This window comes from Pseudomonas sp. Z003-0.4C(8344-21), from assembly GCF_900104975.1.
Lineage (GTDB): Bacteria > Pseudomonadota > Gammaproteobacteria > Pseudomonadales > Pseudomonadaceae > Aquipseudomonas > Aquipseudomonas granadensis.
In genome coordinates this window covers 2,460,210-2,478,869 of sequence record NZ_LT629756.1, presented here as the reverse complement: position 1 = coordinate 2,478,869, position 18,660 = coordinate 2,460,210, and the positions used below count along the sequence as shown (strand labels likewise).

General features: G+C 61.3%; 16 protein-coding genes. 14 read left to right on the top strand and 2 right to left on the bottom strand.

The window, feature by feature from the left end:
• The first annotated feature begins 10 nt into the window (after positions 1 to 10).
• Positions 11 to 481: a DUF1810 domain-containing protein gene (locus BLU24_RS11365; protein ID WP_093100132.1), complete on the top strand. Its 471-nt coding sequence runs from the start codon at positions 11 to 13 to the stop codon at positions 479 to 481.
• Here the strand turns inward: BLU24_RS11365 and BLU24_RS11360 are convergent.
• A complete protein-coding gene (locus BLU24_RS11360; RefSeq protein WP_172833330.1) occupies positions 446 to 2,806 on the bottom strand; it encodes a DNA polymerase II in 2,361 nt (786 codons plus the stop codon). The genes BLU24_RS11365 and BLU24_RS11360 overlap by 36 nt on opposite strands.
• 198 nt (positions 2,807 to 3,004) lie before the next feature.
• Between BLU24_RS11360 and BLU24_RS11355 the strand changes: the two genes are divergently transcribed.
• Positions 3,005 to 3,445 carry a CBS domain-containing protein gene (locus tag BLU24_RS11355; protein ID WP_093100130.1) on the top strand — a complete coding sequence of 147 codons (441 nt, stop codon included), beginning with the start codon at positions 3,005 to 3,007 and terminating at the stop codon, positions 3,443 to 3,445.
• A gap of 127 nt (positions 3,446 to 3,572) precedes the next feature.
• On the opposite strand, the gene BLU24_RS11350 is transcribed toward BLU24_RS11355, so the two are convergent.
• Positions 3,573 to 4,196, bottom strand: coding sequence for a glutathione S-transferase N-terminal domain-containing protein (locus BLU24_RS11350; RefSeq protein ID WP_093100128.1), 624 nt, complete (start codon positions 4,194 to 4,196; stop codon positions 3,573 to 3,575).
• Positions 4,197 to 5,287: 1,091 nt separating this feature from the next.
• On the opposite strand from BLU24_RS11350, the gene BLU24_RS11345 reads away from it, so the two are divergent.
• From BLU24_RS11345 to BLU24_RS11290, 12 genes are all read left to right on the top strand, one after another.
• On the top strand, positions 5,288 to 6,121 hold the full coding sequence (locus tag BLU24_RS11345) for an energy transducer TonB (protein ID WP_093100126.1): 834 nt from the start codon (positions 5,288 to 5,290) through the stop codon (positions 6,119 to 6,121).
• A 63-nt stretch (positions 6,122 to 6,184) separates the two neighbouring features.
• Positions 6,185 to 6,871, top strand: coding sequence for a MotA/TolQ/ExbB proton channel family protein (locus tag BLU24_RS11340; protein ID WP_394508129.1), 687 nt, complete (start codon positions 6,185 to 6,187; stop codon positions 6,869 to 6,871).
• Positions 6,871 to 7,272 (top strand): ExbD/TolR family protein, encoded by a 402-nt coding sequence (locus tag BLU24_RS11335; RefSeq protein WP_041477201.1) that lies wholly within the window; start codon positions 6,871 to 6,873, stop codon positions 7,270 to 7,272. Before BLU24_RS11340 ends, BLU24_RS11335 begins: the two co-directional genes overlap by 1 nt.
• 209 nt (positions 7,273 to 7,481) lie before the next feature.
• A complete protein-coding gene (locus BLU24_RS11330) occupies positions 7,482 to 10,193 on the top strand; it encodes a TonB-dependent receptor (protein WP_172833264.1) in 2,712 nt (903 codons plus the stop codon).
• A gap of 150 nt (positions 10,194 to 10,343) precedes the next feature.
• Complete coding sequence (locus tag BLU24_RS11325) at positions 10,344 to 12,209, top strand: extracellular solute-binding protein (RefSeq protein ID WP_093100124.1); 1,866 nt, start codon at positions 10,344 to 10,346, stop codon at positions 12,207 to 12,209.
• A 1-nt stretch (position 12,210) separates the two neighbouring features.
• Entirely contained in the window at positions 12,211 to 13,275 is a 1,065-nt protein-coding gene (locus BLU24_RS11320; RefSeq protein ID WP_093100122.1) for a microcin C ABC transporter permease YejB, read from the top strand.
• Complete coding sequence (locus BLU24_RS11315) at positions 13,275 to 14,297, top strand: ABC transporter permease (protein WP_090284563.1); 1,023 nt, start codon at positions 13,275 to 13,277, stop codon at positions 14,295 to 14,297. Before BLU24_RS11320 ends, BLU24_RS11315 begins: the two co-directional genes overlap by 1 nt.
• A 1-nt stretch (position 14,298) precedes the next feature.
• Complete coding sequence (locus tag BLU24_RS11310) at positions 14,299 to 15,990, top strand: ABC transporter ATP-binding protein (protein WP_093100119.1); 1,692 nt, start codon at positions 14,299 to 14,301, stop codon at positions 15,988 to 15,990.
• Positions 15,991 to 16,097: 107 nt separating this feature from the next.
• Positions 16,098 to 16,619 carry a DUF3455 domain-containing protein gene (locus BLU24_RS11305; RefSeq protein WP_093100117.1) on the top strand — a complete coding sequence of 174 codons (522 nt, stop codon included), beginning with the start codon at positions 16,098 to 16,100 and terminating at the stop codon, positions 16,617 to 16,619.
• A gap of 154 nt (positions 16,620 to 16,773) precedes the next feature.
• The gene (locus BLU24_RS11300; RefSeq protein WP_093100115.1) at positions 16,774 to 17,307 is read left to right on the top strand and encodes a sigma-70 family RNA polymerase sigma factor; all 534 of its coding nucleotides are present in this window, start codon (positions 16,774 to 16,776) and stop codon (positions 17,305 to 17,307) included.
• Complete coding sequence (locus tag BLU24_RS11295) at positions 17,304 to 17,996, top strand: anti-sigma factor (RefSeq protein WP_093100112.1); 693 nt, start codon at positions 17,304 to 17,306, stop codon at positions 17,994 to 17,996. The genes BLU24_RS11300 and BLU24_RS11295 overlap by 4 nt, the downstream gene beginning before the upstream one ends.
• 132 nt (positions 17,997 to 18,128) lie before the next feature.
• Positions 18,129 to 18,608 (top strand): phage infection protein, encoded by a 480-nt coding sequence (locus BLU24_RS11290; RefSeq protein ID WP_093100110.1) that lies wholly within the window; start codon positions 18,129 to 18,131, stop codon positions 18,606 to 18,608.
• The last annotated feature ends 52 nt before the right edge of the window (positions 18,609 to 18,660 follow it).

Sequence of the window (18,660 nt, the reverse complement as noted above, 5' to 3'; positions counted from 1 at the left end):
GGGCTTCGCGATGAGAAGCACGGATCACCACGACCCGTTCAACCTGCAACGTTTCGTCCAGGCGCAGGACCCGGTGTTCGACCGCGTCCAGCGCGAACTCGAGACGGGCCGCAAGCGCAGCCACTGGATGTGGTTTGTCTTCCCGCAATTCGCCGGGCTGGGCGGCAGTGAGATGGCGCGACGCTTCGCCATTGGCTCGGCCGAAGAAGCGCAGGCTTATCTGGCGCACGCCGTGCTCGGCGAACGATTGCGCACCTGCACGCAATGGGTGCTGGCCGTGCGGGAGCGCTCGATCAATGAGATTTTCGGCCACCCGGACGATTTGAAATTCCATTCCTCAATGACGCTGTTCGCCCAGTTCGCTGGCGCGGACAGCGTGTTCGATCAGGCGCTGGAACGGTATTTCCACGGCATTCTCGATGAGTGGACGCTGCAACTGCTCGACTCAAAACAGGCCCAGTTGCCCGCCGATCAGGGTTGAGAAATCGTCATCGACGAACGGCAGAATCGCATCCGCCACCGGTTGCAGCTGGCGGGTGATGTAGTGGTCGTAATCGATGGCGGCGCGGCGCACTTCCAGCGGTTCCGGGCCGGCCAGCGTGATCACGTAACTGATCCAGCCGCCGTTCTGGTATTGCCGCGGACGCCCCTGTTCGGCGTTGTAGTCATCGGCAAGGCGCGCCGCACGCACATGGGGCGGCACGTTGCGTTCGTAATCGTCGAGGGTGCGGCGCAGGCGCTTGCGATAGACCAGACGCTCGTCGAACTCACCGGCCAGCGTCTTGCGCACATAGTCGCGCACGTAATCCTGATATGGCTTGCGCTGAAAAATCCGCTGATACAGCTCCTGCTGAAATTGCCGGGCCAGCAGCGACCAGTCGGTGCGCACGGTTTCCAGGCCCTTGTAGACCATTTCCTCGCTGCCATCGCCGCGGACGACGAGGCCGGCATAGCGTTTCTTGCTGCCCTCCTCCGCGCCGCGAATGGTCGGCATCAGAAAGCGTTTGTAATGAATCTCGAACTGCAATTCCAGCGCACTTTCCAGCCCATATTCCTCGCGCACATGCTCACGCCACCAGTCGTTGACGTGCCGGACCAGTGCATGGCCGATCTGCGCTGCCTCCTCCTGGCCGTGCGGGCGGCGCAGCCAGACGAAGGTCGAATCGGTGTCGCCATAAATCACCGCGTGACCCTGCGCCTCGATCAACTGGCGCGTGCGCAGCATGATTTCGTGGCCACGCAAGGTGATCGATGACGCCAGCCGCGTATCGAAAAAACGACAACCGCTGGAGCCGAGCACGCCGTAGAAGGCGTTCATGATGATCTTCAGCGCTTGCGACAGCGGCGCGTTGTGCTCGCGCTTGGCGATCTCGCGGCCCTCGGCCACGCGCGACACAATGGACGGCAGGCAGTGCCGCGTGCGAGAGAAACGTGCGCCTCGGAAGCCCGGCACCGAATCGGCGTCGTCGGGATGTTGCAGGCCCTCGATCAAGCCCACCGGGTCGATCAGAAACGTGCGAATGATCGACGGATACAGGCTTTTATAATCGAGCACCAGCACCGATTCGTAGAGCCCCGGCTGCGAGTCCATGACAAAGCCGCCGGGGCTGGCCTGCGGCGGATTGGTGCCCAGATTGGGCGCTACGAAACCCTGACGGTGCATCAGTGGCATGTACAAATGAGTGAACGCAGCCACCGAGCCACCGCTGCGATCCGCTGGCAGGCCGGTGACGCTGGCGCGTTCGAGCAAAAAGGTCAGCAGTTCGGTCTTGGCGAAGATCCGCGTGACCAGTTCGCAGTCCTTGAGGTTGTACTTGGCCAGCGCCGGTTTGTCCTCGGCGAACATGCGGTTGATTTCGTCCATGCGCTGGTACGGATTGTCGATGGCCTTGCCTTCGCCGAGCAAAGTCTGCGCGACGTTTTCCAGGCTGAACGACGGAAAGCTCCAGGTCGCCGACCGCAGCGCTTCGATGCCATCGATGATCAACCGCCCCGCCGCCGAGGCGAAATAGTGATTGCGGCTGCCGTGCTCGCGCCACTGCATCTCTTCACCGCCACGGCCGATTTTCAGCGGCACACCGAGGCGTCGCGCATGTTGGTGGAGGATGCGCAAATCGAATTGCACGACGTTCCAGCCGATGATTGCGTCGGGGTCGTGCTGAGCGAACCACTCGTTGAGCTTTTTCAGAATCAGCGTGCGCGAATCGCAATATTCCAGATCAAAGTCGACGATGCTGGCGTCACCGTTCGGCGCGCCGAGCATGTACACCTGGCGCTGACCGCAGCCTTGCAGCGCGATCGAGTACAGCTCGCCGGTTTCTGTGGTTTCGATGTCCAGCGACACCAGCCGCAGCGTCGGGCGGTACGCGGGATCGGATTTGAGCTGGGCATAGAGCAACACGCCGTCGGCGTCGGCTGTACCGCTGAACACGACCGGCGCTGTGATGAAGCGCTCCATCAGATAGCGTTCCGGCGGGCGCACATCGGCTTCGAACACATCGATGCCGGCGCGGCTCAGGGCGGTTTCCAGGCGCATCAACTGGCCGTGCTGCTGACAATACAGACCCAGCACCGGGCGATGCTCGAAATCCTGCAAGGCCAGCGGGCGCAGTTCGACGTTCTTTTCGTCGTGCAACAAGCGTTCGGCCGCTTCGCGCTGCTCGGCGGGAATGAACGCCACCGACGGCTGATGCGGCAAGCGCACACGGCGCGGCCCGGCGTCGGTCGCCAGCCAGAACTCGACTTCGGTGCCGGCCGGCGTATCGCGCCAATGCCGGGTCAGGACGAAGCCCTGCGGTAAATCCACCACTGCAACCTCGGAATCTGGATAGATCGGCATTCTACCCGGCATTGCTTGAAATGACCTTGGCGATAAATCAGCGCTTGAACCGCAAAAAACCCGGCAAATGGCGTTTTTTGCACGCTATCTGCCGCTTTGCCACCTTGCCCTGCGCGGCTGCGTCTACGATGCTTGGTGAACAACGACAACACCTGAGTAACCGCCATGAAGACCGTCGCCCAACTGCTCAAGCTCAAAGATCAGAAAAATCAGGAAGTGCACCAGATCAAACCCGATCACATGGTGCTCGAAGCGCTGATGAAGATGGCCGAGAAAAACGTCGGCGCCCTGCTGGTGGTGGAAGACGACAAGGTGGTCGGCATCATCAGTGAGAGGGACTATGCGCGCAAACTGGTGCTCAAGGGCCGCTCATCGGTGGGCACACCGGTCAGCGACATCATGGTCAAGGACGTGATCACCGTGGACACCAAACAGACCGTCGACACCTGCCTGGGCATCATGTCTGACAAACGCCTGCGTCACTTGCCCGTGGTCGAGGACGGCCAGTTGATCGGCCTGCTGTCGATCGGCGACCTGGTCAAGGAAGCGATTGCCGAACAGGCCGAGCTGATCAAACAGCTGGAGCAATACATCCGCGGGGAATAAATCTCAAGGCACCGCCCCCCCTGTAGGAGTGAGCCTGCTCGCGATAGCGGTCTGTCAGCTAAAAACTGGGTGACTGACAGACCGCTATCGCGAGCAGGCTCACTCCTACAGGGGTTTTGTGGTGGGCTCAGGTTGGCCAGTGTCGCGCAAACACCGGCGCCAGCACCGGGTGGCGGTCGATGCGTTGCAGCCAGGCGTAGAACCCCGGTCGCGTCTGGCGTAGATGCTCGCGGCTACCCTCCCAGCGCGTCACTACCGCCGCCAGCACATCCAGCGCCCCCGGCGTCTCGTCGTCCAGGTACAGCTCGCCGGAGAACTGGTCGGCAAACAATTCCCAACTGAAGTGCAGACGCTGGCGCGCGCCGGCGATCAGGTTCTGCCGTGCGCCTTCGTCGGGCGTGATCAGCCAGCGCTCGGGGTAATCGATGATGCCGATGGCCGCGTAGCAGTTGCTGACGATATAGGCCAGGCCGCGAATCGCCTGATCACGATCCGCCGCCTCGGCGGGCAACAGACCGGATTGGGGAAACGTCAGACCCAAGTGAATCAGAATCGCCGCGCTCTCGGTCATCGCGCTGCCGTCGGGCAGTTGCAACGTCGGAATCTGTTTCAGCGGATTGAGTTTGGCCAACGCCTCGGCGGCCTCCGCGCTGGCTTCGTTATCAATGAAGCGGTAAGCAATCTGGCATAACTCCAGTGCCGCCTCGATCGCCGCAGCGCCGGAATTCTTGTGCCCATAAAGTTGATACATAGCCAATCCCCCCGAAAAAACCTTTGCCACAGAGTAGATGCCTGTGGCCCGGGTGTAGAAATAATCTGCCGGTGTAACGGTTCTGGCACGGTTTTCCCATGCACTGCCGACTTGCGAATTCACATCTCGCACAACAGCGCTGGCGGTGCCCATCCCGCACCAAGAGCAATCATCGAACGCTATCCGCGTTCTTGTAAGGTGCGATACCGAACCAAAAGTTCGCGTATCCAGGCTGGCAACAAGGAGTTCACCGCGTGAATCTTCAACCGTTTTGCCGCATCACTCGCCACTACTATCTGTGCGCTCCAGGCCTGGTTCATCCGAACAGCCGCCCTGCTTACTTTATTACCTGACTTCAACAGCACGTCGCTGTCGGCCATTCATTGTTCGCCGACAGCGACGTGCTATTTAGTTTTTAAATATGACTCGGCTGTTCGCGGCGCTAATCAGCGCAATTACAGCGTTGTCGGACAATAACTTCCCGCCAACTGTGATTGCACCAAAAGCGTTCCAGCGGAATAACTTTGTCGGCACTTTAACATCGGTTTCCGTTAAACAAGAACAAGGAAAACAACCCGTGACCCGCTAGAACACTGACCCGCACCAAATCGGTCCCTCACGCACCAGCACGTGCACGGACAGGCAGTCGCGCAACCGCTCTGTTTCGCTATTTCGCGGGATAAAGCGTCAAGCCCGACTCGCCTCTGAAAAAGCCCCGCCCGACGGGGTAACGGCTCACTGCGCGCCATGACAAACGCTTGGTCGTGACAAAACTTATATAAATGCGACATGCGTAACACCCATGAAATAACTGCGCTACGTTGCAGCAATATCTGGCACAACGGTTGCAATATGTAACAGGCATGAGACACCCAGAAGTGACTGGAGCAACAGAACAACAACCATGGAATGGCTAATGAACAATCGAAGTCGAATGGCACTGAGCCAGTAAGTTTGCACAAGCCAGGTTAATTGGATAGTTCCACTATCGGCTTCTGCACACCTTGAAGAAAGTTGCATTCACCCACTCGAACATTCACCCGATGTTCGGACGGCGGCTTATTGCCCTTCATCTACCCGAGGGAGCTTTAATGAACGATGCGGTAAAGCACAAAACCCTGCCGGGGCCGTTGCGGGAAGCGCCGGTCCCGCCGCCAACGGGCAGGCCGGCCTTCACAGCCAATACCTCACAACCCGGCGGTCTGAATAAACAGCAGATGGTCTTGCTGGTGGCCGTGTCGGCGCTGATACACGGGGCTGCCTGGTGGTTTCTCCAGCAGTCCCGAACCGAGCCATTACCGACGCCGCCACAGATTCCGGAAATGACCGTCGAGCTGACCAGCCCGACGCCACCAGCACCGCCGACCCCGGAACCGCCACCCCCGCCGCCTCCGCCACCACCGCCACCACCGCCCGAGCCTGAGCAACCGGTGGAAGACGAAGACGCGGTCAAGCCACCGCCCAAACCGGTGGAAAAGCCCAAGCCGATCGAAAAACCGAAACCGGTCGAGAAGCCCAAACCGGTGAAAAAAGTCGAGCCCGCGAAAGCGCCGCCGGCCCCGCCGCAGCCGGCAGCCCCCGCTGCACCGGCGACACCGAGCGCGCCGCCGGCACCGGCCGCTGCGCCCGCGCCAGTGAAAGAGTCGGCAGCGATTTCCGGCCTCGCCAGCCTTGGCAATCCACCGCCGGAATACCCGTCGCTGGCATTGCGGCGCAATTGGGAAGGCAGCGTGGTGTTGCGCATTCAAGTGTTGGCCAACGGTCGCGCGGGTTCGGTGACGGTGACCAAATCCAGCGGCAAGCCACAACTGGATGACGCCGCCGTCGCTGCGGTGAAGAACTGGAAGTTCATTCCGGCCAAGCGCGGTGACACGCCGATCGACGGCTTCGCCACCCAGACCATCGATTTCAAATTGCCGCAGTGACGGCACAACCGACTCATAACTGATTAACGCAAGCGAGGTGTAACCATGAACGATTTGTCTTCGATGATTGTCCCCGGTGTCCTCTGGGGCCTGGTGCTGTTTTCCGTGGTCAGTTGGGCGATCCTGCTGGTCAAGTCGGCGCAGTACCTGCGCCAGAAAGCGCAGAACAAACAGTTCACCAAAGCCTTCTGGAGCGCGCCGGACCTGCTCACCGCCGCCGAACATGCCAGCCAGTACCCGGGTTCGCTGGCGCGCATCGCCAGCAGCGGTTTCGAGGCGTTGCTGGTGGAAGATTCGCCGCGCACCACGCAACAACTGGCGCACACCATCAACCGCTCGGATCGTCTGGAACGCAACCTGCGCCAACAGATCCAGAAGGAGCGCCGCTCGCTGGAAAACGGTCAGGCGATTCTCGCCAGCATCGGCAGCACCGCGCCGTTCATCGGTCTGTTCGGTACGGTGTGGGGCATCATGGAAGCGCTGAAAAGCATCGGCGAAACCGGTTCGGCCAGCCTTGAAGCGGTCGCCGGCCCCATCGGTCACGCACTGATCGCCACCGGTGTGGGTATCGCTGTCGCGGTGCCGGCCGTGCTGATCTACAACTTCTTTCTGCGGCGCCTGAAGCTCGCCTCGGCGGACATGGATGACTTCGCCCACGACTTCGACGCCCTCGCCTCGCGCAGCGCGTTTTCCATCAGCCGTCAGGCCATTGCCAGCAAAACCACCAGCGCCGTGCGGGAGGCCAGCTGATGTCTTTCTCGACTCAAGACAGCGATGAAGTGCTCAGCGAAATGAACGTCACGCCACTGGTCGACGTGATGCTCGTGCTGCTGGTGGTGTTCATCGTCACCGCGCCGCTAATGACCAACGCGATCAAGGTCAACCTGCCGAAAACCGACGCCGTTGCCCCCGCCGAAAAGAAAGACCCGGTGGTGGTCAGCGTCGATCAGGACGGCAAGTTTTACCTGGCCAAGACCGAACTCGCCCCCGAGTCCCTGGAAGCCAGCCTCAAGGAGGTCAAGGCCAAGGACGCCGATGTCCGCGTGCAGTTGCAGGCCGACGCCGCCGTCAATTACGGCCAGGTGGCGAAAGCCATGGCGTCCATCGAACGCTCGGGCATCAGCAAGATCTCGGTGATGACCACCCACTGAATGCGGTGCTGCGCGCGGCTTGAAAGACGCGCGCCGCACCGCTGAACGAATCCCGTCGTAATCGGCCGACCGAAAAAACGCCACGCGTGTTCGGAGGGGATCGGCTTGCTTGAAGAAAGTGGTTTTCCGCACGCGGTATCACCGGTAGCGGAGCAATGAGCGGCTCACAAGGCCATTTCGATAACGTCTGATAAAAGTCGGAAACAACCATGCTGATGAACACTCCACGCTTCACGCTCAAACCCTTGGTGGCCACGATCTCTCGCCATCGTTTCGTTCCGCTGTACCTGGTGGCCATGGGGATGGGCGCCGGCACCGTGCAAGCGGCCGAGGACGACAATGCCAGCGCCCCGGCGGCGGCCGCGGTCGTCGCGCCCACCACGCAACTGCAACGGGTAGAAGTGACCGGTTCGGCGATTCGCCGGGTCGATGCGGAAACCGCGGTGCCGATCACCATTCTCAAGGCCGATGAGCTGCGCAAACAGGGCGTGACCACCACCGCCGAACTGGTCCAGCGCATCACCGGCAGCCAGTCGATCAACAACAGCGCAGGCTCCGTGGGCGCGGCGACTGGCGGTGCCTCGTTCGCCGACATGCGCGGCATCGGCGCGAACAAGACGCTGGTGCTGCTCAACGGCCGACGCCTGGCCAACAACGCGTTGTCGGGCACCAACTCGGCGGGCGGCGCGGTGGATCTGAACATGATCCCGTTTGCCGCCATCGAGCGCGTGGAAGTGCTGCGCGACGGCGCCTCGGCGCTGTACGGCACCGATGCGATCGGCGGCGTGATCAACTTCATCACCAAGAAGTCGCTCACCGACGGCGCGTTGACCCTCGGCGGCGAAACCCCGACCCACAGCGGTGGTGGCGCGACCAAAGACATGAGCGCCAGTTGGGGTTACGGCGATCTGGAAGAAGACCGCTTCAACGTCCTCGGCGTGTTCAACTACAACAAGCAGCAGAACCTCGACGCCAACGACCGCTCCTTCGCCACCGACTACGCCCCCGGCCGCGGTCTCGATCAGACCTCCGGCACTGCGTTCCCCGGCAACTACAGTCAGAACGGCAACGCCACCAACCCGTTGGCCGCCAGCAACTGCAACGGTCCCAACCTGATCGCCCGCGACGGCTTGTGCCGCTTCAGCACCCGTGAATTCATCGACCTGGTGCCGCAGACCGAGAAGACTTCGTTCTTCGGCAAGACCACCGGCAAGCTCGGCGACGATCACAACGTCAACCTCGAATATTTCTGGTCGCGCAACAACAACGCCACCGCCATCGGCCCGGCACCATTGACCGGTCTGAGCCTGGATTCGTCGTCGCCCTACTACCCCGGCAATGGCATCACCCCGGCGCCCACCGATTTCGCCCTCGACCCGACGCAACCGGTCGACGTCAACTGGCGTGAAACCGCCGCCGGCCCGCGTGAATCGAAGGACCAGAACACCAGTCAGCGCTTTCTGCTGAGCTTCGATGGCTTGGTTGCCGGCTGGGATTACAACGTCGGCGCCTCGTACAACCAGAACAAAATCGTCTCCAGCGTCACCAGTGGTTATGTCAGCGATCAGGCGATGATCGACGGTCTGGCCAGCGGTTTGCTCAACCCGTTCGGCCCGCAGTCGGCAGCTGGTCAGCAATACATCGATAACGCGGCGTATCACGGCGCCTATTCCACGGCTGTGGGGCGCGTGGCCGGGTTCGACGGGCGCATCAGCCGCGAGATCGGCGACTGGTTCGGCGCCGGCCCGTCCGGTCTGGCCTTGGGTGGCGAGTACCGCAAAGAGAAATTCCACCAGGACTTCGAACAATTTGCCGGCGACATCCAGAGCCTCGGTATCGACCCGGCCGGCAGCGTCGAGGGTGACCGCAGCGTCAAAGCCGCCTACGCCGAAATCAACGTGCCGGTGCTCGACAGCCTCGAACTGTCCGCCGCCGTGCGTCACGACAAGTACAGCGACTTCGGCAGCACCACCAACCCGAAATACTCGTTCCGTTATCAGCCATTGAAAGAGCTGGTGGTGCGTGGCGCCTACAGTGAAGGCTTCCGTGCGCCGTCGCTTTATGAGTTGTATTCGCCGCGCAGCATCACCTACACCCAGGGCTACTACAACGACCCGGTGCTGTGTACCGGCGGCGTGGTGCAACCGGGCGGCAACGGTGGCCGTGATTGCGGTCAGCAGTTCCTCAACCAGATTGGCGGCAACGAAGACCTGGCCCCGGAAAAGGCGCGCAACGTGACTCTGGGCTTCGTCTATCAGCCGATCAGCAACCTGTCGGTGGGCCTGGATTTCTGGTGGATTCACATTTCCAACCAGATCCAGCCGTTCCCGGAATCCACCGTGTTCGATCAGGCCGGTTCCTATCAGGATCGCTTCGTGCGTAACGCCGACGGCACACTCGATTACATCGTTACCGGCAACGCCAACCTCGGCATCGTCGAAACCAACGGCGTCGATGTGTCGCTCGACTATCGCTTTCCCAATACGCCGTACGGTCAGTTTGGCCTGGGCCTGCAAGGCACTTATGTCGACGAGTACGACTTCCAGAGCACCATCAAAGGCCCGTTCACTGACAAGGTTGGCGACTTTCAGGGTGACGGCGTAATCGCGCGCTGGAAGCACAACCTCACCGGCAACTGGAGCCTGGGCGCGGCGCGGGCAGCGCTGACCAACCGTTTCACAACCGGTTACAACGACTACGACCGCGACACCCATTCGCGCGTGGCGTCGTATTCGGTGTGGGACCTGTCGGCGGGCTACACCTTCAACAAGGTGCTGGATGTCGACGCCGGGATGAAGAACGTCTTCGACCGCAACCCGCCGTTCTCCAACCAGGCCTACAACTTCCAGAGCGGCTATGACCCGCGCTACACCGACCCGCTGGGACGCACCTTGTTTGCGCGCATGACTTACCACTTCTAAAGAACGAGCACCGCAAAACCCTGTGGGAGCTGGCTTGCCAGCGATGGCGGTTTGTCAGTGAATTGAATGTTGACTGACTCACCGCTATCGCTGGCAAGCCAGCTCCCACAAGGGTTCCGTGACCATTCAGGGATTTTGGGGAGTGACTTCATGAGATTCATGCGCAACATCGCCGCCCTGCTGTTCGGCAGTGCGTTGCTGTGCTCCGGCACCTCGGCGCTGGCCGCCGGCAGCCATGCGCTGACGGTGTACGGCGAGGCGCCGAAGTATCCGGCGAATTTCCAGCATTTCGATTTCGTCGATCCCAAGGCGCCCAAGGGCGGATCGCTCAGCCGCGCGTCGATGGAGATCGGCCAGTACAACTACATCACCCCGTATGCCGATCAGGGCATTTCCGTGGTGCAGGTCAACGACTGGGTGTATGCGCCGCTGGCGTTCCGCTCGCTCGATGAGCCCTACACCGTTTATGGCCTGGTCGCCGAGCAGATCGAGCGTGATCCCGACGGGCTCTGGGTGCGTTTCACCCTCAACCCGAAGGCGCGTTTTGCCGACGGCACGCCGATCACCGCCGAAGATGTGCGCTACACCTTCAACCTGCTGATGACCAAGGGCAGCCTCAGTTATCGCCAGCAGTACGCCGATGTGCAGGACGTGCTGATCGAAGGCCCGCGGCAAGTCCGTTTCACCTTCAAGAACAACCTCAACCGCACGCTGGCGCTGGATCTGGCGACGATGCGCGTGGTGCCCGAACATTGGTGGAAAACCCGTGACTTCGCCAATGGCGGCGGTTTCGAGCCGCCGCTGGGCAGCGGCCCGTACCGGGTGAGCAAGGTCGACGCCGGGCGCAGCATCAGTTTCCAGCGCGACCCGGACTGGTGGGGCAAGGACCTGCCGGTCAGTCGCGGGATGTACAACTTCGACACGCTGACGGTGAATTTCTACGGTGACACCGACGTCGCTCGCCAGTTGTTGCAGGCCGGTGCGTTTGACTACAACCGCGAGTTTTCCTCATCCGGTTACGTCGTCGGCTACGACAGCCCGGCCCTGCGCGACGGGCGTTTGCAGCAAGCGATTCTCGCCCCGGAAAAACCTACCGCCGCGCAAGGCTTCGTGTTCAACCTGCAAAACCCGATCTTCAAGGATCGCCGCGTGCGTCAGGCGATCAGCCTGCTGTGGGATTTCGAATGGACCAACAAGCAGATGATGCGGGGTTTCTACGTGCGCCAGAACAGCTTCTGGCCGAAGAGTGAAATGGCCGCCACCGCCCTGCCCGACGCCGAGGAGTTGAAAATCCTTGAACCACTGCGCGGCAAGGTCCCCGATGAGGTTTTCACCACGGTGTATGAAGCGCCGAAAACCGACGGCAGCGGCTACATCCGCGACAAGCAATTGCAAGCGCTGAGGCTGCTCGCCGAAGCCGGTTGGACGCCGCAACACAATCGCCTGGTCAACGCTGCCGGTGAGCCGCTGGAATTTACCTTTCTTGACGGTCAGGGCGGCTTCGATCGCATGCTGCTGCCGTTCAAACGCACCCTCGCGCAGATCGGCATCACCCTCAATCTGCGGCGCATCGATTCGGCGCAATACGTCAACCGTCTCAACGCCCGCGACTACGACATGATCGTCACCAGTTTCCCGCGCAGTGGCGACCCGATCGTCTCTCCCGGCCGCGAGTTGTACAGCCTGTACGCCTCGCAAAGTGCCACGCAGGTCGGCAGTTCGAACTCGATGGTGCTGGCCGACCCGGCGGTCGATCAACTGATCGACGGACTGGTCCAGGCCAACAGCCGCCAAACCATGGTGCATTACGCCCGCGCCCTCGACCGGGTGCTGCAATGGGGTTACTACATGATTCCCAACTACTACTCCAAAGGCACGCCGACGGTATTTCAGAACCGCTTTGGCATGCCGGCCGTACAACCGGCGTATGACGAAGGCCTCAACACCTGGTGGGAAGTCTCGGCCAAGCCGCTGACCACCCAGCAGATGCGTGCTCAGCTCGCGGGAGGCCAGTGACATGCTGCGCTATCTGAGTCGTCGCTTGCTGCTGATCATCCCCACACTGCTGTGCATTCTGGTGGTCAATTTCCTCATCGTCCAGGCCGCGCCGGGTGGGCCGGTGGAGCAAGCCATTGCACGTCTGCAAGGTTTTGGCGGGAACAGCATGGGCGGTGGCGGCGAAGTCGCGGCGGTCGGCGGTGCCGGGCGCAGCAGCCGTGGTCTGGACCCGGCGCTGATCGAAGAAATCAAACACCATTACGGCTTCGACAAACCGCTGCACGAACGCCTGTGGCTGATGCTGACAAACTACGCGCAGCTGGACCTGGGCAGCAGTTTTTTTCGCGGCGCCAAGGTCACGGACCTGATCGTGCAGAAGCTGCCGGTGTCACTGTCGCTGGGCTTGTGGGCGACGCTGATCACTTACCTGATTTCGATCCCGCTGGGCATTCGCAAGGCAATCAGAAACGGCAGCGCGTTTGATGTCTGGAGCAGCACGGCAATCATCGTCGGCTATGCGATGCCGGCATTTCTCTTTGCCATTCTGTTGATCGTGGTGTTCGCCGGTGGCAGCTACGTCAACTGGTTTCCAGTGCAGGGGCTGGTCTCGGACGACTTCGACCAACTGAGCACGCTGGGCAAGCTCGGCGATTACCTCTGGCATCTGGTGCTGCCGGTCACCGCGCTGGTGATAGGCGGCTTCGCCACCCTGACGATCCTGACCAAGAACAGCTTTCTCAACGAGATCAGCCGCCAGTACGTGATCACCGCGCGGGCCAAAGGCCTGACCGAGCGCCGTGTGCTCTACGGCCATGTGTTTCGCAACGCCATGCTGCTGGTGGTAGCCGGGGTGCCGTCGGCGCTGATCGAGGTGTTTTTCGCCGGCTCGCTGCTGATCGAAACCATCTTCAACCTCGACGGCCTCGGCCGGATGAGCTACGAAGCGGCGGTGTCGCGCGACTACCCGGTGGTATTTGGCGCGCTGTTTCTGTTCACCCTGTTCGGCCTGTTGATCAAGCTGATCGGCGACCTCTGCTACACCCTGCTCGATCCGCGCATCGACTTCTCGGCGAGGACTGCCTGATGTTCACACTGTCTCCTCTGGGCCGACGCCGTGTCGCGCAATTCAAGGCCAACCGCCGTGGACGCTGGTCGCTGTGGCTGTTTATCGGCTTGTGCCTGATTTGCCTGGGTGGCGAGTTGATCGCCAATGACAAGCCGCTGGTGATCCGTTATCACGACGCTTTTTACTTTCCGATCCTCAGCGATTACCTCGAAACCGATTTCGGTGGCGAGCTGCCGTTTCAGCCGGATTACGCCAGCAATTACGTACACAAATTGATTGAGGATCAGGGCGGCTGGATGCTGTTTCCGCCGATCCCGTTCAGCTACGACACGGTCAATTACGACCTTGCGGAACCGGCACCCAGTCCGCCCTCGGCGAGCAATTGGCTGGGCACCGATGATCAGGCCCGCGATGTGTTGGCGCGGGTGATTTTCGGTACGCGGATTTCGATTCTGTTTGCGTTGATCCTCACCGCCATCAGCGCGCTGATCGGCATCGTTGCCGGCGCGCTGCAAGGCTATTACGGCGGTTGGGTCGACCTGCTCGGGCAACGTGTGCTGGAGATCTGGTCGGGGCTGCCGGTGCTGTACCTGCTGATCATTCTGTCCGGTTTCGTCTCGCCGAGTTTCTGGTGGTTGCTGGGGATCATGGCGCTGTTTTCCTGGCTGGCGCTGGTCGATGTGGTGCGCGCCGAGTTTCTCCGTGGGCGCAATCTGGAATACGTCAAAGCCGCGCGGGCACTGGGCCTGACCGATAACGAACTGATGCGTCGGCACATCCTGCCCAACGCTATGACCTCTACCCTCACCTACCTGCCGTTCATTCTCACCGGTGCCATCGCCACCCTGACCGCGCTGGATTTTCTCGGTTTCGGCATGCCGGCCGGCACCGCCTCGCTGGGCGAGCTGATCGGTCAGGCCAAGCGCAATCTGCAGGCACCGTGGCTGGGGCTGACGGCGTTTTTCGCCTTGGCGTTGATTTTGTCCCTGTTGGTTTTTATTGGTGAGGCCTGCCGTGACGCGTTCGATCCCCGGAGCTGACATGACTGACAACCTGATTGAAATTCGCGACCTGCGCGTGGCGTTCGCCGGGCAGCCCGTGGTGCGCGGGGTCAACCTCGATATTCGCCGTGGCGAGTGCCTGGCATTGGTCGGTGAATCCGGCTCGGGGAAATCGGTGACGGCGCATTCGATCCTGCGCTTGCTGCCAGAAAAAAACCTCAGCAGCAGCGGCTCGATCCGCTACAACGGAGTGGATTTGCTGCATGCCAGCGAGCAGCAGATGCGTGGCTTGCGCGGCAATCGCATCGCGATGATCTTTCAAGAGCCAATGACCTCGCTCAACCCGCTGCACACAGTGCAACGGCAAATCAGCGAAGTGCTGGAAACCCACAAAGGCCTCAAGGGCCGCGCGGCTCGCGCACGCACGCTGGAGCTGTTGGAACTGGTCGGCATTCGCCAGCCGTTGCAGCGTTTGAAGGCCTATCCGCATCAGCTCTCCGGCGGTCAGCGGCAACGGGTGATGATCGCCATGGCGCTGGCCAACGAGCCGGAGTTGTTGATCGCCGATGAGCCGACCACGGCGCTGGATGTCACGGTGCAGCAGAAGATCCTCGAACTGCTGATCGAGTTGCAGCAACGCCTCGGCATGTCGTTGCTGCTGATCAGCCACGACCTCAATCTGGTGCGGCGCATCGCGCAGCGCGTGTGCGTGATGCGTCACGGCGAGATCGTTGAACAGGCCGACTGCGCAACGTTGTTCAACGCGCCGCAGCATCCATACAGCCGCCTGCTGATCGAGGCCGAGCCGAGCGGCGCGCCGGTGCCGAGTCAGTACGAGCACAACCTGCTTGAGGTTGATGATCTGAAGGTCTGGTTTCCTCTGCCCAAGGCATTGTTCAGCCGCCAGCAGGACTACATCAAAGCGGTGGACGGGGTCAGTTTCACCCTGCACCGCGGCAAGACCTTGGGAATTGTCGGCGAGTCGGGTTCGGGCAAGTCGACCTTGGGCCAGGCGATCCTGCGTCTGGTCGAATCCGAGGGCAACATCCGTTTCGGCAACAAGCAATTGAGCCTGCTCAACCAGCGCTTGATGCGGCCGTTGCGGCGGCAGATTCAGGTGGTGTTTCAGGACCCGTTCGGCAGCCTCAGCCCGCGCATGTCGGTGCAGCAGATCATTGCCGAGGGCTTGCTGACCCATGGCATCGGTACAGAAGCCGAACGTGAAGCCGCGGTGATCCGCGTGCTTGAAGAGGTCGGCCTCGACCCGCAAAGCCGTCATCGCTATCCCCATGAGTTTTCCGGCGGCCAGCGCCAACGCATTTCCATCGCCCGCGCACTGGTGCTGGAACCGGCGCTGATCCTGCTCGACGAACCGACCTCGGCGCTGGACCGCACCGTGCAAAAGCAGGTGGTGGAGTTGTTGCGGCAATTGCAGATCAAGCACGGGCTGACGTATCTGTTCATCAGCCATGATCTGGCAGTGGTGCATGCGCTGGCGCATGACTTGATGGTGATCAAGGATGGCAAGGTCGTTGAACAAGGATCGTCGCAGGAGATTTTCGCGGCGCCACAACATCCCTACACCCAGGAACTCCTCAACGCCTCGGGCTTGAAGCCCGCTGAAGATTCCTGTGGGAGCTGGCTTGCCAGCGATGGCGTCGTGTCAGGTGACATTACCGCCTCTGACCCACCGCTATCGCTGGCAAGCCAGCTCCCACAAGTTACAAGGTGAGCAAATAAATTTTCAGGCACTGCATCCAATCGCCGCCGCCACGGGTAGTCCCTGTAACAGCCCACTCTCGTGCTGTCAGCGCTCTACCCTTTTCGGAGAATCATCGGATGAACATCACCCAGCTGATTGGCTTCACCGGTTTGCTCGCCGTCTCCTCGACGACCTTTGCCCAGAGCAGTTATCCCGACACCATCAAAGTGCCGGACGGCCACAAGATCGCCCTGGAAACCACCGGCGTCGGCGAGATCACTTATGAATGCCGCGACAAGCCGAACATGGCCGGTCAGACCGAGTGGACCTTCGTCGGCCCGAAAGCCGTGCTCAATGACCGCAGCGGCAAGCAGGTCGGCACCTACTTCGGCCCGCCGGCGACCTGGCAGGCCAAGGACGGTTCGAAAGTCACTGGCACGCAATTGGCCGTGGCGCCTTCGAGTCCGGGCAACCTGCCTTATCAACTGGTCAAGGCCAACCCGGCTGAAGGCAAAGGCGCGATGAGCGGCGTGAGCTACATCCAGCGCGTCGCACTCAAGGGCGGCGTGGCCCCGGCCAGCGCCTGCACGACGGCGAACAAGGGCAAACAGGAAGTGGTGAAATATCAGGCGGATTACATCTTCTGGGCGGCGAGCTGATTTTCTTCCTGCGCCGCATACCCTGTGGGAGCGGGCTTGCCCGCGATTCCGGTGGGTCAGTGAAATCCTTTCTGCTGACACGACGCCATCGCGGGCAAGCCCGCTCCCACAGGACTTTGTGGTGTTTGCTCGAATGTCAGCTAGATTGCACACCATGCCTTTAGCCGAATCCGATTTCGATTACCAAGACCGTCTCGCTGCCTGTGCCCGCGGCGAGCGTGCGGCTCTGCGCGATTTGTATGTGCAGGAAGGCCCGCGCCTGCTCGGCGTGGCCAAGCGGCTGGTGCGCGACACCGCACTGGCGGAGGACATCGTTCATGAAGCATTCATCAAGATCTGGAACGGCGCGGCGGGGTTTGACCCGGCGCGCGGTTCGGCGCGTGGCTGGATGTTCAGCGTGACCCGCCATCTGGCGCTGAACCTGTTGCGCGATCACGGTCGCGAAACATCGTTCAGTGCCGAGCACGAAGTGGCGGCCGAGGATGACGGCTTCGATGCCGCCGCACATTCGGCGCGCATCCACCGTTGCCTGGAACAGCTGGAGCCGCAGCGGCGCACCTGCATTGTGCATGCGTATGTCGACGGCTACAGCCACGCGCAGATTTCGGCGCGCCTCGGCACGCCGCTGGGCACCGTCAAAGCGTGGCTCAAGCGCAGCCTCAATGCGTTGCGGGAGTGCATGGGATGACCGGCGAATCGGCGCAGGAACGTGATGAACTGGCCAGCGAATACGTGCTCGGCACGCTGTCGTTCGAACAGCGAATCGAGGTGCAGCGACGCTTGCCCAACGATCCCGAGTTGCGTGCGGCGGTGGACGCCTGGGAGCGGCGCCTGCTGGAGCTGACCGATCTGGCCGAACCGCAGCAACCGTCGGCCCTGCTGTGGCCGCGCATCGAACGCAGCCTCAATCGCCTCACGCACAAAACCCCGGCAACGTCGTGGTGGAATCAGCTGCCGCTGTGGCGCGGCTTGAGTGCGGCCGGCCTTGCTGCGACCTTAATATTGGGCACCATCCTATTGACCCAGACCGCGCCAAAACCTAGTTATCTGGTGGTGCTGGTGGCGCCACAGGACAAGGCACCGGGCTGGGTGATCCAGGCCAGCAACTCGCGCGAGATTCAGTTGATTCCGCTCGGCGTGGTCGAAGTACCGGCAGACAAGGCCCTGGAATTCTGGACCAAAGCGGACGGCTGGCAAGGGCCGGTGTCGCTGGGGCTGGTCAAACCGGGTGAGGCCTTGTCGGTGCCGCTGGATAAACTGCCGCCGCTGCAACCGAACCAGTTGTTCGAGCTGACGCTGGAGGGCGCCAATGGCTCGCCGATGGGCAAACCGACCGGGCCGATTCAAGCGATCGGCCGCGCGGTGAAGGTGCTTTAAGGCTCTGTTCTGCGGCTTGCAGCTACCATCATCGGCGTCGATGTTCACCATCACGGCAATGAAGTTCTCAGAAAAAATTCCGGGCGTAACATCAGCTCCATACCAACCAACAACACCCCGGAGCACACCATCATGAAACGCCAGACTCTTCTCAGCATCGCTTTCTCGGTTTTCGCAGTTAACGCTTTCGCCGCTACCCCGGCCCACACAATGATCGCCGCTGACGGCTCGGACAAATTGATCGAAAGCCGTCTGGCTGAAGGTGGTTCGGATCGTCTGATCGAACGTCGCGTTGCTGAAGGTGGCTCGGATCGTCTGATCGAACGTCGCGTTGCTGAAGGCGGTTCGGATCGTCTGATCGAACGCCGCGTTGCTGAAGGTGGTTCGGATCGTCTGATCGAACGTCGCGTTGCTGAAGGTGGCTCGGATCGTCTGATCGAACGTCGCGTTGCTGAAGGTGGTTCGGATCGTCTGATCGAACGTCACGTTGCTGAAGGCGGTTCGGATCGTCTGATCGAACGCCGCGTTGCTGAAGGTGGTTCGGATCGTCTGATCGAACGTCGCGTTGCTGAAGGCGGTGCTGATCGCTTGAACGAACTGCGCAACGCTTGAATGAATGGCGTCACGCGCAACACCGCAGAAAAACCCGGCTCCCTCAGCCGGG

Bases quoted from the DNA above. Each gene is read 5' to 3' on its own strand.
- BLU24_RS11365 (WP_093100132.1), top strand. From the start codon at position 11: ATGAGAAGCACGGATCACCACGACCCGTTCAACCTGCAACGTTTCGTC.
- BLU24_RS11355 (WP_093100130.1), top strand. From the start codon at position 3,005: ATGAAGACCGTCGCCCAACTGCTCAAGCTCAAAGATCAGAAAAATCAG.
- BLU24_RS11350 (WP_093100128.1), bottom strand. From the start codon at position 4,196: ATGTATCAACTTTATGGGCACAAGAATTCCGGCGCTGCGGCGATCGAG.
- BLU24_RS11345 (WP_093100126.1), top strand. From the start codon at position 5,288: ATGAACGATGCGGTAAAGCACAAAACCCTGCCGGGGCCGTTGCGGGAA.
- BLU24_RS11340 (WP_394508129.1), top strand. From the start codon at position 6,185: ATGATTGTCCCCGGTGTCCTCTGGGGCCTGGTGCTGTTTTCCGTGGTC.
- BLU24_RS11335 (WP_041477201.1), top strand. From the start codon at position 6,871: ATGTCTTTCTCGACTCAAGACAGCGATGAAGTGCTCAGCGAAATGAAC.
- BLU24_RS11330 (WP_172833264.1), top strand. From the start codon at position 7,482: ATGCTGATGAACACTCCACGCTTCACGCTCAAACCCTTGGTGGCCACG.
- BLU24_RS11325 (WP_093100124.1), top strand. From the start codon at position 10,344: ATGAGATTCATGCGCAACATCGCCGCCCTGCTGTTCGGCAGTGCGTTG.
- BLU24_RS11320 (WP_093100122.1), top strand. From the start codon at position 12,211: ATGCTGCGCTATCTGAGTCGTCGCTTGCTGCTGATCATCCCCACACTG.
- BLU24_RS11315 (WP_090284563.1), top strand. From the start codon at position 13,275: ATGTTCACACTGTCTCCTCTGGGCCGACGCCGTGTCGCGCAATTCAAG.
- BLU24_RS11310 (WP_093100119.1), top strand. From the start codon at position 14,299: ATGACTGACAACCTGATTGAAATTCGCGACCTGCGCGTGGCGTTCGCC.
- BLU24_RS11305 (WP_093100117.1), top strand. From the start codon at position 16,098: ATGAACATCACCCAGCTGATTGGCTTCACCGGTTTGCTCGCCGTCTCC.
- BLU24_RS11300 (WP_093100115.1), top strand. From the start codon at position 16,774: ATGCCTTTAGCCGAATCCGATTTCGATTACCAAGACCGTCTCGCTGCC.
- BLU24_RS11295 (WP_093100112.1), top strand. From the start codon at position 17,304: ATGACCGGCGAATCGGCGCAGGAACGTGATGAACTGGCCAGCGAATAC.
- BLU24_RS11290 (WP_093100110.1), top strand. From the start codon at position 18,129: ATGAAACGCCAGACTCTTCTCAGCATCGCTTTCTCGGTTTTCGCAGTT.